The 13,663-nt window shown below is 68.2% G+C and carries 12 protein-coding genes; 4 read left to right on the top strand and 8 right to left on the bottom strand.

Annotated features, from left to right (window positions below):
* The first annotated feature begins 28 nt into the window (after window positions 1-28).
* Both BM252_RS23490 and BM252_RS23485 read left to right on the top strand, forming a co-directional pair.
* Window positions 29-718 (top strand): response regulator transcription factor, encoded by a 690-nt coding sequence (locus BM252_RS23490; protein ID WP_093390108.1) that lies wholly within the window; start codon window positions 29-31, stop codon window positions 716-718.
* A gap of 4 nt (window positions 719-722) precedes the next feature.
* Window positions 723-2,156, top strand: coding sequence for a sensor histidine kinase (locus BM252_RS23485; protein ID WP_093390107.1), 1,434 nt, complete (start codon window positions 723-725; stop codon window positions 2,154-2,156).
* Between the two features lie 27 nt (window positions 2,157-2,183).
* Here the strand turns inward: BM252_RS23485 and BM252_RS23480 are convergent, their stop codons facing one another.
* The 4 genes from BM252_RS23480 to BM252_RS23465 form a co-directional block, all read right to left on the bottom strand.
* The gene (locus BM252_RS23480) at window positions 2,184-2,534 is read right to left on the bottom strand and encodes a FlxA-like family protein (RefSeq protein WP_093390106.1); all 351 of its coding nucleotides are present in this window, start codon (window positions 2,532-2,534) and stop codon (window positions 2,184-2,186) included.
* 114 nt (window positions 2,535-2,648) lie between these two features.
* Entirely contained in the window at window positions 2,649-3,215 is a 567-nt protein-coding gene (gene dcd / locus BM252_RS23475; RefSeq protein WP_093390105.1) for a dCTP deaminase, read from the bottom strand.
* A gap of 118 nt (window positions 3,216-3,333) precedes the next feature.
* Entirely contained in the window at window positions 3,334-4,173 is an 840-nt protein-coding gene (locus tag BM252_RS23470) for an alpha/beta fold hydrolase (RefSeq protein WP_093390104.1), read from the bottom strand.
* A 120-nt stretch (window positions 4,174-4,293) separates the two neighbouring features.
* Window positions 4,294-4,530, bottom strand: a complete 237-nt coding sequence (locus tag BM252_RS23465) for a hypothetical protein (protein ID WP_093390103.1) — start codon at window positions 4,528-4,530, stop codon at window positions 4,294-4,296.
* Window positions 4,531-4,719: 189 nt separating this feature from the next.
* Between BM252_RS23465 and BM252_RS32040 the strand changes: the two genes are divergently transcribed.
* The gene (locus BM252_RS32040) at window positions 4,720-6,315 is read left to right on the top strand and encodes a methyl-accepting chemotaxis protein (protein ID WP_093390102.1); all 1,596 of its coding nucleotides are present in this window, start codon (window positions 4,720-4,722) and stop codon (window positions 6,313-6,315) included.
* A 50-nt stretch (window positions 6,316-6,365) separates the two neighbouring features.
* On the opposite strand, the gene BM252_RS23455 is transcribed toward BM252_RS32040, so the two are convergent.
* The 3 genes from BM252_RS23455 to BM252_RS23445 form a co-directional block, all read right to left on the bottom strand.
* Window positions 6,366-6,692 carry a hypothetical protein gene (locus BM252_RS23455; protein ID WP_093390101.1) on the bottom strand — a complete coding sequence of 109 codons (327 nt, stop codon included), beginning with the start codon at window positions 6,690-6,692 and terminating at the stop codon, window positions 6,366-6,368.
* Between the two features lie 284 nt (window positions 6,693-6,976).
* Complete coding sequence (locus BM252_RS23450) at window positions 6,977-8,764, bottom strand: DUF6345 domain-containing protein (protein ID WP_139236701.1); 1,788 nt, start codon at window positions 8,762-8,764, stop codon at window positions 6,977-6,979.
* A gap of 181 nt (window positions 8,765-8,945) precedes the next feature.
* Complete coding sequence (locus BM252_RS23445; protein ID WP_093390099.1) at window positions 8,946-11,444, bottom strand: DNA internalization-related competence protein ComEC/Rec2; 2,499 nt, start codon at window positions 11,442-11,444, stop codon at window positions 8,946-8,948.
* Between the two features lie 247 nt (window positions 11,445-11,691).
* On the opposite strand from BM252_RS23445, the gene BM252_RS23440 reads away from it, so the two are divergent.
* On the top strand, window positions 11,692-12,804 hold the full coding sequence (locus BM252_RS23440; protein ID WP_093390098.1) for a hypothetical protein: 1,113 nt from the start codon (window positions 11,692-11,694) through the stop codon (window positions 12,802-12,804).
* A 55-nt stretch (window positions 12,805-12,859) separates the two neighbouring features.
* Here BM252_RS23440 and BM252_RS23435 read toward each other — a convergent pair whose 3' ends face one another.
* Window positions 12,860-13,663, bottom strand: a complete 804-nt coding sequence (locus BM252_RS23435; RefSeq protein ID WP_093390097.1) for a TatD family hydrolase — start codon at window positions 13,661-13,663, stop codon at window positions 12,860-12,862.

Here is a 13,663-nt window from a genome sequence, read left to right as displayed (position 1 = left end):
CGCATCGACACGGGAACAAAGCGCTGCAATGAGCAAGGTATTGTTGATAGACGACGACATCGAACTGGTGGGCATGTTCCAGGAGTACCTGGAGCAGGAGGGTTTCGAGGTCAAGGCCGTGCACGACGGCGTGGCCGGCACCGCCGAGGCCTTCACCGGCCTGTACGCCATCGCCATCCTCGACGTCATGATGCCGCGCATGAACGGCCTGGAGACGTTGCGCCGCATCCGCGCCAGCAGCCAATTGCCGATCCTGATGCTGACCGGGCGCGGCGACGACACCGACCGCATCGTCGGCCTCGAACTGGGCGCCGACGACTACGTCGCCAAGCCCTGCACGCCGCGCGAGCTGACCGCGCGCATCCGCGCCATCCTGCGCCGCACCCAGGGCGCGCCGCTCGACGCCTCGGCCGTCGCCGCACTGAGCGTCGGCCAGCTGACCATGTGGCCCGAGCGGCGCCGCGCCACCTGGGCCGGCGCACCGCTCGAACTGACCAGCACGGAATTCAACCTGCTCGAGGTGCTGGCCCGCCACGCCGGCCGCCCGGTCAGCAAGAACACCCTGTCGGAACAGGGCCTGGGCCGGCCGATGGCGCGCTTCGACCGCAACATCGACGTCCACCTGAGCAGCCTGCGCCACAAGCTCGGCACCATCGCCGACGGCCGCTCCTGCCTGCAGACGGTCTACCGGCTCGGCTACCAGTTGATCAAGGAGTGAAGCGGTGGGCCGCCTGTTCTGGAAGTTCTTCCTCTCCATCCTGCTGGCCCAGCTGGCCGCCACGGTCGGCATCGGCGGCGCCATCTGGCTGAAGAACCGCAATCCGGAGCGCAGCCCGACGGCGGACATCGACACCAGCCCGCCGGCCGAGATGGCCATCAACGCCGCCGCCGCCACGCTCGAATTCGGCGGCAGCAAGGCGCTGCGCGGCCTGCTCGACAGCATGGAGCGGCACCGCGTCTACGCCGTCGACGACAAGGGCCACGAGCTGCTCGAGCGCATCGTCACGCCGGCCATGCAGGTCGAGGCCTACTACCTGCTCAAGCATGAGCAGCGCCACCGCGTGGTGCGCCAGGTGCGCGCCAAGGACGGCCAGCGCTACCTGCTGTTCCTGCCCTCGGCCGAGCACCAGCAGGGACTCGACTCGATGGCACCCCGCTGGCGCCCCGCCGGCAACGGCACCGGTCCGGACATGCGCGGCCCCGGCGGCCCGCGCGGTCCGCGCTTTGAACCGCTGACGCCATGGGTGCCGATCATCGCGGCGGTGCTGGCTAGCACGCTGATGGCGGTGCTGCTGGCCTGGTACTTCTCGCGCCCCATCCGCGCGCTGCGCCAGGCCTTCGAGGCCGCCGCCGGCGGCGACCTGACGCCCCGCTTCGCCGACGCCGGCGGCAAGCGGCGCAACGAACTCAACGACCTGGGCCGCGACTTCGACCGCATGACGGCGCGCCTGCGCAAGCTGATCGACGGCCAGACCCGGCTGCTACACGACGTCTCGCACGAGCTGCGCTCGCCGCTGGCGCGGCTGCAGGCGGCCATCGGCCTGGCCCACCAGCAGCCCGACAAGACGGCCGCCTCGATGGAACGCATCGAGCGCGAGAGCGTGCGCATGGACAAGCTGGTCGGCGAGCTGCTGACCCTGGCCCGGCTCGAGGCCGGCGCCCTCGGCGCGCCGCAGGAGGAAATCGACATGGCCGAGCTGCTCGACCAGATCGGCGGCGACGCCCGCTTCGAGGCCGCCAGCCAGCAGCGCAGCGTGGTGCAGGAGGGCGAGGCCGAGGCCGACGTGCTGGTGCTCGGCCAGGCCGAGCTGCTCGGCCGCGCCATCGAGAACGTGGTGCGCAACGCCATCAAGCACAGCCCCGAAGGCGGCGTGGTGCAACTGCAACTGCGCTGCCTGCCCGACGCGCAGCGCCTGCACATCCGCGTGCTCGACCGTGGCCCCGGCGTGGCGCCGGCCGACCTGGAGGCGATCTTCCGCCCCTTCTTCCGCGCCAACGACACCCACAAGAGCACCGACGGCCACGGCCTCGGCCTGGCCATCGCCCAGCACGTGGTGCAGGCGCACGGCGGCAGCATCGTCGCCAGCAACCGGCCCGACGGCGGCCTGTGCGTGGAGATCGTGCTGCCGGTGCTGCAGCGGCGCGGCGCGCCCTGAGCGTCGACTAGGCCGCCACGGGCGACACTAGGCCTGGGTGTCGATCACACTGCCGACGGTGGAGTACTGCGAGCGGCTTTGCGCCTGCTCGGTGGCCTGCGCCGCCGCCGCGCCGCCGCCGGACTGGCCGCTCTGCGCCAGCGCCGCCTTCTGCGCGGCGGCCGCCTGCAACTGGGCGATCTGCGCCTGGATGGCCTGGATCTGCGCCGTCAGCAGCTTGGTCTTTTCTTGGCCGGCCTCCGAGGTGTCCTTGGCCGCCTCGGTCAAGTCCTTCTGCGCCGCCACCAACTGCTTTTGCAGGGCCGCGATGGCGCTGCTGTTGTCGCTGCCGCTGCTCGCGCTCGCCGCCGCCGTACTCGATCCAACCGCCGTTACCATATCGCCTCCGTCATCATTAAAGTTCCTTCAATGATGTTAACGGCACACGGCCCGCCGTATCAATGGCGGGCCGTGTAAAGGCAGGTAAAGGCAGGTAAAGATCTGGCCTTGAGATCAGGCCTTGGGCAGCGTGACGCCCTGCTGGCCCTGGTACTTGCCGTTGCGGTCCTTGTACGAGGTCTCGCACTCCTCGTCGCTTTCGAAGAACAGCACCTGGGCGCAGCCCTCGCCGGCGTAGATCTTGGCCGGCAGCGGCGTGGTGTTGGAGAACTCCAGCGTCACATAGCCTTCCCACTCGGGTTCGAACGGCGTGACGTTGACGATGATGCCGCAGCGGGCGTAGGTCGACTTGCCCAGGCAGATCGTCAGCACGCTGCGCGGAATCTTAAAATACTCGATGGTGCGCGCCAGCGCGAAGGAGTTCGGCGGGATGATGCAGACGTCGCTCTGCACGTCGACGAAGGAGTTCGAGTCGAAGTTCTTCGGGTCGACGATGGTGCTGTTGATGTTGGTGAAGATCTTGAACTCGTTGGCGCAGCGGATGTCGTAGCCGTAGGACGAGGTGCCGTAGGAGATCACCTTGCGACCGTCGGACTCGCGCACCTGGCCCGGCTCGAACGGAGAGATCATTCCGTGTTGTTCCGCCATCCGGCGTATCCATTTATCGCTTTTAATCGTCATCGCTAAGGCATTTTCTAAAGAAATCGGGAATAGGCCAGAGCGCGCGCGGCGCGCGACGCCGACCTTGGGACGCGATTTTACGCGAAAAAACCCGTTTTCGAGAGTACTTTCGGCGCCACTAGGCGCGCTGCAGGGTCTTAGCCGCCTTGGCCGAGTGGTATTTCCCGCCCAACAAATCGGTCAACATCTCGCCCGTCGCCTCGGCCGCCAGCGCCGGCGACTCCATCGGGAACAGGTGGCCGCCGGGCAGCAGGCGGAAATGCCGGCCCACCAGCGCGCGCGTGTGGCCCAGGCCGGACTGGCTGGTCTCCCACGAGTCGGTGCCGCCGATGAAGCCGATCGGCACCGGGAAGCGGCCGCGCACCAGCCGGCCCAGGTGGTGCGGCAGGCTTCGGTAGACGGCCGTCTCGGCCTCGCGGGTGAAGCGCAGCTGCACCCCCTCCGGGTGCGGCACCAGGCCGGCCGCCATGTAGTCGTCCAGCACGCCGGGCGCCCAGGCGGCGAACAGGTCCTTGGCGGCGAAGTGGGCGTGCGCCGCCGCCACGTTGGGCCAGACCTTGCGCCGGCGCGCCGAGAACTTGGCCGGCGAGTACTTGTCGGCGCCGCCGGTCAGCTTCATCAGGCGCCAGAACAGCGCGCGCCAGCCGGCCACCACCGGCGCGTCGAGCATCAGCACGCAGCGCGCCAGGTCGGGCCGCTGCTTTGCCACCATCAGGCTGAGCATGCCGCCCAGCGAATGGCCGAGCAGGATCACCGGCTCGCTGTAGCGCCGTTCCAGCTCGGCGATGTATTCCTGCACCAGCGCGGCCCAGCCGTCCTCGGCGGGAAAGCGCGGGTTGTGGGCGTGCATGTCGAGCGAGGCGATGTCGTAGTCCTGCTCCAGCAGGGCGAAATACTGGCGGTAGACGCCGGCCGGGTAACTGTTGGCGTGGGCGAAGTGGATCTGTGGTTTTGTCATGTCTCTTTTATGGCGCCGGACGGCGCGCGGCTGGTGGCGGCGCGGCGGGCGTGTCTCCGTGGATGGCAAAATTGTTCTCAATTGTAATGCGCGCTGCCGGCCACGGGTGGTGGAAACGCTCTAATTCGCCGGCGGCCCCTCGCCCGCCGCCTTCCTGCCCAGATACGCCGCCTGGCCCAGCGTGAAAATGGCCAGCAGCGTGGCGTCGACGTCGACGTCGGGCATGGTCACCACCCGGCGGAACTCGATGCGCTCCATGAACTCGACCGTGGAGACGGCGTAGATCAGCACGGCCAGCGCGGTGATGACGACCATTTGGAAGTCGCCCAGATCGGTGCGTTGGGCGTTGTCCTGCACCAGGTCGGCCGGCCGGGGCGCGGCCGCCGCCTGCGGCCGGGGCGCGTCGGCGTCGGCCGCTATGACGATAAAGCAACACTTCCGGCCATTTGCGCCGAAGCCCGCAACGGCCCCATGTTAAACTTTCCCAGCAGAAAGACGAGGCCGCCTGCGGCGTTGCCCAACAACATCTCTCACGATTGCGATCCAATGAAACTCAAGACAAAAATGATGTTGTGCATGGGTTTGGTGTTTCTCTTCTTCATCTGCGCGATCGGCGTCGCCCTGGTCGGCATGCAAAACGCCAAGAACCAGTTCTCCAGCTTCCTCGAACAGGACCAGGCCTTGCTGTCGGCCTCCACCAATATGTACGCGCAGGGCTTGCAGATGGGCCAGGCGCTGCGCAACGTGGTGATCGACCCGGCCAACCCGACCGGCTACAAGAACCTGGAGGACGCCGGCAAATCGTTCAAGGAACAAAGCGATCTCGCCCAGGAGCTGGCCAAGGCGCGGCCGGCGGCGCAAAAGATCTTCCAGGACGTCAACGCGCTGCGCGAGCGCCAGGCCGCGCTGCACGGCAAGATCCTCGCCGTCGTCAAGGAAGACCAGCCCGCCGCCGTCGGCGTGCTGAAACAGCAAGAAACCCCGGTCTGGCGGGAAATGCGCACCAAGTTGCTCGACTTCATCAAGGAGAAGAACGCCGAGGTCAAGCAGACCAAGCAGGACGTCGTCGACTTCACCCGCAAGATGCTGGTGGTCAGCGTCGGCCTGGCGCTGCTGGCCGTGGTGCTGGGCGGCGGCATCGCCTTCTGGCTGGTCAACAACATCATGCGCCTGATCGGCGGCGAGCCGGCCTACGCGGTCGAGGTGGCAAACGACATCTCGACCGGCGACTTCTCGCGCCGCGTCGAGACCGACGCCGGCGACAGCGTCAGCGTGTTGTTCCGCATGAAGGCGATGCAACAGCACCTGGCCGGCATCGTCACGCAGATCCGCAGCGGCACCGACACCATCGCCACCGCCTCCAGCGAGATCGCCGCCGGCAACCTGGACCTGTCCTCGCGCACCGAGCAGCAGGCCAGTTCGCTGGAGGAGACCGCCTCGTCGATGGAGGAGCTGACCTCCACCGTCAAACAGAACGCCGACAACGCGCGCCAAGCCAACGGCCTGGCGGCCAGCGCCTCGGCCGTGGCCAGCAGGGGCGGCGCGGTGGTGGCCCAGGTGGTCGACACGATGAGCTCGATCAACGCCTCCTCGCGCAAGATCGCCGACATCATCGGCGTGATCGACGGCATCGCCTTCCAAACGAATATTTTGGCTTTGAATGCGGCAGTGGAGGCGGCCCGGGCCGGCGAACAAGGCCGTGGCTTCGCCGTGGTGGCGTCCGAGGTGCGCAACCTGGCGCACCGCTCGGCCACCGCCGCCAAGGAGATCAAGGGCCTGATCGACGATTCGGTGGACAAGGTCGACGCCGGCAGCAAGCTGGTCGGCGAGGCCGGCACGACCATGACGGAGATCGTCGACAGCGTCAAACGGGTGGCCGACATCATGGCCGAGATCAGCGCCGCGACCCACGAGCAGACCGCCGGCATCGAACAGGTGAACCAGGCGATCACGCAAATGGACCAGGTGACGCAGCAGAACGCGGCGTTGGTGGAGCAGGCGGCCGCCGCCGCCGAGGCGATGCAGGATCAGGCGGCCCAGCTGGCCCAGGTGGTCAGCGTGTTCAAGCTCGACGAGCGCCAGGCAGCAGCGGCCTTGCCCGCCGTCCGCCATGGTGCTAACACCCTGCGGCTAGGCCGCTAGCGGCAAATGGCCGCCCTCGCCGCATGGCGGGACGGCCGGCGGTTCGCTGCTTAGAAGAACAAGAACAGGGTGGCGAGCACGCCGATGATGATGCCGAAGTATTGGAAGGGAATCCAGAACAGCGTGTGACGCTTGCGCAGGATGACGGTTTCCTGGGTTTGCGGGTCGATCAGTTCGCGGCCCGGTTTGTTGTTCAAGCGCGTACCCAGCATCCACACGGCGACGCCCGACAGCAGCAACATGAAGGCCATCGACCAGCCGTGCGAGTGGTAGAAGCCTGGTCCCATCACGGCGTCCAGCAGGAACTGGCCGAGCAGGATGAAAACGATGGGGATGAGGGGGACGACGAAACCGAGACCTTGCCAAACAAGAAACATGTTTTTTCCTATGCAAAAATGAAAAAGCGGCGCACGCGCCGCGTCGAACTCAAACCAAATACCAAGCACACAAGCTTTACCATTTGGCATGATAAGGTCGCGCACTTTACCACAACTTGACAATGTTGCTCAGAATCAAGTCCGAATTGTGACATGGCTTGCGAGATGGCGGGCCGGCGGCGCGCTGGCGGCGCGCCGGGCCGAAGCGCCAGCCGGACGGCCCGAATGGGCTTGCACCGGCCGGCGCCACCGCCCGGCCCGTTTAGGCTAGGCTGGCGCGCAACTCAATGGTAGACCTGCGCCGGCACCGTCGGATGCAGCGGCGCCTCGATGGCGAAGCGCTTGACGAAGCCGCCGCCGCAGTCGACCTCAACCTCCTCGCGCGCCACCAGCAATGCGCTGTTGCCACGGATCACATAGCCGATCTCGTAACTGTCCGGCACCACCGAATAGCGTTCCGGCATGCTGTTGCCCAGCACCCAGGTCTTCATCTTCTCCTGCCAGGCGTTGGCCAACAGCGCCTGCGGATCGATGCTGCCGAAGCGCTGGCCGGCCAGGCCGCCGCCGTTTCCGCGGTGGCTGGCGCCGCCGTTGTGGCCGTTGCTCTGCGGCGCGGCGCCGTCGCTCGCCAGCGGCGCGCTGAAGGCGTCGAGCAGCTTGTCGATGCGCCGCGTGGTGTCGAGCACCGCCGTCACGTTGGCGTCGTTGTCGAAGGTGATCGCCACCTTGCCCTCGCCCGGGCCGATGACGGGTATGCCGTCGATCAACTGGGTGAACTGCACCACCGTCTCGGTGATGCGCGGTGTGCCGATCTCGCCGCTGCCCTTGGTGCTGCCGCTGCAGTCGTACTTGTACAGCACGCGGTCGAAGGTGATGTCGTTGCGGTCCAGGCCGAACTGGCGCACCACGTCGTTGGCCTTGAGCAGCGTCGCGCTCAGCAACAGCTCGTTGCCGCTCTCCAGGTTGGGCTCGCCGAGCTGGGCGTCGTAGGTGCCGTGCGGATCGATCGAAATGCGCCGTCCGCCCTCCTCCAGCACGATGATGCCGGCCGGATTGGCCGCCACCTCCTGCGGCAGCGCCAGCTCGAGCGGCAGGCTGTCGATGATGCCGCGCACCAACCTGGCGCCGACCTGCTCGATGCCCAGCTGGGCCACGGTGATGCGCTCGGGCACCTTGTGGTTGCGCGCCCGCGCCGCCAGCGCCAGCGAGGCGGCGTAGTACCAACGCCAGTGCCAGTAGTCGCGGCTCACCGCACCCCAGCTGAACAGGCGCTCGTTGTACAGCCGGTTCTGCGCCTCGGCCGCCGAGGCGCCGCAGGCCACCACCGACGGCGCCTGGTGGGTCGACACGTCGTACCAGCTCATGTCCAGGTGGGCCTGGCTGAAGGACTTGCCCTTGTTCCACTGGTTCCAGAAGTCCTTGCCGTAGTTGGGCGCGTCGATGCTGGTGGTCTCATAGCCGAACAGCATGCGGAAGCCCAGGTTGGACTTGCTCCAGCTGCGGATCGGATTATGGCCGTTGAGCACCCGCAGCGAGAAGCAGGTGGACCAGAAAATGTAGCGCACCTGCTCGTTGCCCAGCGCCATGTTCGACGACACCGCGTTGGTGCCCAGGCCGCCCCAGTCGCTGCCCATGGCGGCGTAGAACACGCCGTTGCCGTCCATCGCGCCGTGGCCGGAGTGGTAGACCGCCATCACCGCGTCCATGCCGTAGGTGTCCTGCCAGTTGTCATACTGCTCGTAGTAGGCCCAGGGGGCCACGCCGGCGTCCTTGTACCAGAAGTTCGCGGCCTGGAATTGTTGCACGTAGTTGAGCCAACCTCCGGCGTCCTCGTGCGTATAGGTGAGACTGCTGGCGGCGGCGAACTTTTCGACGCTGAAGGCGCCGTAGTAGTCCGTCGAGACGGCGGCGGCGCGGGCCTTGCCCCGTGGCGCCTCGGCCGGCTGCAAGGGATTGCCGGCCTGGCCGTCGAACAGGACGCGCAGTTCGCCGATCTCGTCCTGGTCCGACAACAGCCCCGCCGACGGCGCCCGGCCGCCGCCCACATCCGCCGATTCTGTATGTGTCTGCATGTCTAACTCCTCTAAAACAACATTGACGTGGTTGGTCAGGATCCCGACGTGCGGTACTCGGCACCGGCACAGACCGGCCCGGCCGCGCGTACAAGCTCCGCCAAGGCGCCGCGCACCGCGACGCCACCTACTTCGACCCGTCGGCGCGACGAATGTTCCGGAAAATTTCGCGCCGGGGCCGCTAGCGCGCGTACCAGTAGCGCGCGTGCCGCTGGCGGTAGGCGGTCACATCGATGCCGGCGCCGAACTCCAGCGTGACGGCGCCGGCCTCGTCGCTGCGCAGGCGCCGCACGCCCAACGCGCCGTAGCGCTCGAACACTTCGGCCTTGGGATGGCGGTAGCGGTTGCGGTAGCCGACCTGGAACAGCGCCAGCTCGGGCCGCACCGCCAGCAGGAAGGGCAGCGTGGACGAGGTGCCGCTGCCGTGGTGCGGCGCCAGCAGCACGTCGGCGCGCAGCCGTTCCGGCGCGCGCGCCAGCAGCGCCGCCTCCTGCGCCGCCTCGATGTCCGCCGCCAGCAGGATGGCGCGGCCGCCGGCGCTGATGTGCAGCGTGCAGCCGCGCGCGTTCGGCTTGAGCGCGGCGTCGGCGTAGCTGTCGGCCAGCGGATGCAGCATCTCGAAGCGCACGCCGTCCCAGCTCCAGCCCTGCCCCGCCACGCACGGGCCGTGGCGCGGCGCCGCCCGCACGACGGCGTGGGACGCGGGCAGCGAGGACAGCAGCCAGCCCACCCGCACGCCGCCCAGCACCGTCAAGGCGCCGCCGGCATGGTCGATGTCGCTGTGGCTGACGATCAGGCCGTCCAGCTGGGCGATGCCACGCGCCCGCAGGTATGGCAGGATCACCCGGTTGCCGCCGTTCGACTCGGGCGAATACGCCGGCCCCGTGTCGTACAGCAGGCGGTGGCCGGACGTCTCGACCAGCAAGGCCATGCCTTGGCCGACGTCGAGCGCGGTCACCCAAAGCTGGCCGGCGGGCGGGCTCGCCGGCGGCGCCGTCAACAGCGGAATCCAGCTCAACAGCCCGAGCCAGCGGCCCGGCCAACCGCGCGGCGCTAGCAGCCACAGCGTGCCGAGCATGGCCCAGCCGAACAACCACCAGGGCGGCGTCGGCGCGCACCACACCGCCAGATCCCAGCCGCTGAACCATTGCAGGCAGGCCGCCAGCGCGCGCACCAGCCAATGCGCCAAACTCAGCACCGGCACGGCCAAGGCCATCGGCAGTACGCTGCCCAGCAGCGCCAGCGGCGTCACCACCAGACTCACCAACGGGATCGCCAGCGCGTTCGCCAACGGACTGACCAGCGATACCTGGGCGAACAACAACATCGTCAACGGCACCAGTCCGCAAGTGACCACGTATTGCGTGTGCGCGCCCAAACGCAGCGCCTGCCATACGCGCCGCGCCCGCATCTGCGCCTGCGCCTGCGCGCGCGCGGGTGCGGATGCGGAGGCGGACGTGGTAGGAGGCTCGGACGCGCCGGTGGCAAGGCCCGCCGCGCCAGCATGGTTGGCGGTGCGGCCCACGGTGGCGTACAGAATCAGCGCCACCGCGCCGAACGACAGCCAAAACCCCGGCCACAGCACGGCCCACGGGTCGAGCAGCACCACCAGCCCGAGCGCGGCACACAGCACGTAAGACACGCTGGTGATACGGTCCAGCCACAGTGCGGCGGCCACCACCGCCAGCATGTACAAGGTGCGCTGGGCCGGCACGCCAAAGCCGGCCAGCAGCACGTACAGCAGCGCGACGCCGGCGCCGGTGATCGCCGCCACCTTCTGCGCCGGCAGCAGCAGCGGCAGTTGCGCGCCGGTGAAGAAGGAGCGCCGCCACAAGGCCGAGACGGCCAGCGCGGCCAGCCCGGCGACCATCGTAATATGCAAACCTGAGATGGAAATGAGGTGGCCCACGCCCGTCCGGTTGAACACCTGCCAGTCCGTCTGGGCGATGCCGCGCTGGTCGCCCACCACCAACGCCACCAGCACGGCGGCGTATTCCTGGCCCGGCAAGGCACCCAGGATGCGCTCGCGCAGCGCGTCGCGGCTGCGCTCGACCACGTTGCCGACGCTGGGCACGAAGCCATCCAGCCGCCGGTTGCCGCGCGTCGGCCGCACATAGCCGGTGGCGCGCACGCCCTGCTCCAGCAGCCACACCTCGTAATCGAAGCCATGCGGGTTGGCGTTGCCGTGCGGGCGTTGCAGGCGCACCGTCAGCCGCCAACGCTCGCCCGGCCGCACCACGCCGACTTGGTTGACCACGCCGCGCTGGCCGGCGTACCACGACAAGGTCACACGCGGCGGCACCGCCGTGCCGTCGGCCACACTCTCGACCTTGAACTGGAACCGCACCCCGTCGCCGAAACGATAGGGAAGATTGTCGACCACGCCGACCAGCGTCAGGTCGCGCCCCTCGTCTGCTGCGGCCAACTGCGGCGCCAACGCCCGCGCGGCCAGCAACGCCGCCCAGCCGACACCGAGCATGAGGCCGGCGGCCAGCGCCAACAGGCGGCGCAAGGGTCGCGCCACGCGCCGCGCCAGCGTGCCACCCGGCGCATAGCCAGTCAGCAGCGCGCTGGCCAGCGCCGACGCCGCGCCGGGCAGCAGCCAGGGAAACTCCGGCAGCGTCGCCTGCGTCTGCAACCAGGCCGCGCCGGCGACAAAGCCGAGTATCGCTATCCGCATGCTTGCGCCCGCTCGCCTCCATGACTGGCAACAGCAGCCATACTACCCATGGATGGCGCTGCCGGCGCGGCAGCTGCGGCCCGCCGTTTGACCTCGCTCAGCCCGGCGCCGCTATACCGCCGGCCGAGAAATATCATTGTGACAATGAGTGAGTATTCTCCCAGGGAAATTGGCGCAATATTGTAGGAGAACTCTTACGAAAACGAACTGATCACGCGACTCTCGGTCGCACCGAAAGGAGACCAAGTTGAACAAGTTCCTCCCGCTGCTGGGCGTCCTGCTGCTGAGCGCCTGCACCACGCCCTACCATCCGCCCGTCACCGTGCGCGACAGCAAACCCTTCGCCGGCATGGCCCAGCTGCTGGCCGAGAGCCCGAACAAGGAGCTCGACGTCATCCTGGTCCACGGCATGTGCACCCACGACCAGCAGTGGGCGGTGGACACCATCAACACCCTGGCCAAGGCGGCCGACAGGGCCTACATCCCGCTGCCGGCGCTGCCCGACAAGGCCGCCCCGTCGTCGCAGGAGATCGAGGTGGTAACGGCCACCGCCAAGGTGGGCGGCGGCACCATCCGCTTCAACGCGCTGATCTGGTCCGGCCTGACGGCGCCGCTCAAGCAGCTGCTGGCCTACGACGACACCGGCACGCCGACCAACTGCGCCACCGACGAGGTATGCAAGCCGCAGCGCGCCAGCGTCAACGGCAAGCTGAAGGACACCCTGCTCAACGACTGCCTGTCCGACGCCATCATCTACCAGGGCGACAGCAAGGAATTCATCCGCCGCGCGCTGGCCGCCGCCATCACCAACGTCATGGAGGACAAGGCCAAGGCCGGCCGCGACAACGGCGCCGCCGTGCCGCTGGTGCTGGTGGCCGAGAGCCTGGGCAGCAAGATCACCTTCGACGCGCTCAATACCATGCTCAGGAACGATGAGGCGCGGAGCAAGCGCGCCGCCGGCACCGTGGCCGACCGCCTCGCCTACCTATTCATGGGCGCCAACCAGCTGCCCCTGCTCAGCCTGGCCGACCGCGACACCCGCCTGGCCTTGGAGGACAAGCAAATCCGCCGCACCGACTCGCTGAGCCAGTTCCTCGACCAGCTGCCCAAGCGGCGCAGCATCGTCAAACCGCTGACGGTGGTGGCGTTCACCGATCCGAACGACCTGCTGTCCTACCTGCTGCTGCCAGCCCACTACGACAGCAACAAGGTCGCCATCGCCAACGTGCTGGTCTCCAACGACAAGACCTATTTCGGCCTGCTGGAGAATCCCTACCCGGCGCACACCACGTATTTGGAGAACGCCGACGTGTCGCAAGCGATCGTCTGCGGCCTGCCGGCAGGCGGCCACTGCAAATAGTGGAAGCGGTGGACGTGGTGAAGACGGTGGAAGGTGCCGCCGCAGCGGCGCCGGCTCAGGCGCCCAGCAGGGCCGCCAGGCGCGGCAGCGCGGCGCGCGCGTTGGCAGTGGTGGCGCCGGCCACCTCGGCGACGGACAGGCCGCGCAGCTCGGCCAGCACGGCGCCGATGCGGGGAATCTGGTCCGGGCTGTTGCGGCCAGGGTGGACCCAGCTCGGCGCGATGTCCGGCGCGTCCGTCTCCAGCACGATGGCCGACAGCGGCAGCTCGGCCGCCATGCGGCGGATCTGCCGCGCGCGCGTGAAAGTCATGGCGCCGCCGAAGCCCAGCTTGAAGCCCAGGTCGATATAGCCCTGCGCCTGCTGGAAGCTGCCGTTGAAGGCGTGGGCGATGCCGCCGGCCGGGCGGATCTGCCGCGCGTGCTTAAGTACCACGTCCTGCGAGCGGCGCACGTGCATCAGCACCGGCAGCTCGAAGTCGCGGGCGATGCGCAGCTGCTCGCGGAAGAAGTGGATCTGCTTGTCGCGCATGGCCGGCTCGCTCAGCATCGGAATGAAGAAGTCCAGCCCGATCTCGCCGATCGCCACCATGCGCCTGTCCGCCATGGCGACGGCGACGCGCTCGCGCAGCGCCAGCAAGTCGTCCTCGCCGGCTTGCGGAACATAGATCGGATGGATGCCCAGCGCGTAGCAGGCGTTGTCGACGCCGGCGGCCAGCCCGGCCACCACGTCGAAATTGGCCCGCGCCACCGCCGGCACCACGATCATCCCGACGCCCTCGGCGCGCGCCAGCGCGGCTTGCGCCGCCGACTCGGCGCCGAATTCATGCGCGTCCAGATGACAGTGGGTGTCGATCCACAT

The sequence above is a fragment of the Rugamonas rubra genome, from assembly GCF_900114705.1.
GTDB classification, from domain to species: domain Bacteria; phylum Pseudomonadota; class Gammaproteobacteria; order Burkholderiales; family Burkholderiaceae_D; genus Rugamonas; species Rugamonas rubra.
The sequence above is the reverse complement of the archived record's forward strand: the minus strand, read 5'-3'. Positions and strand labels throughout refer to the sequence as shown.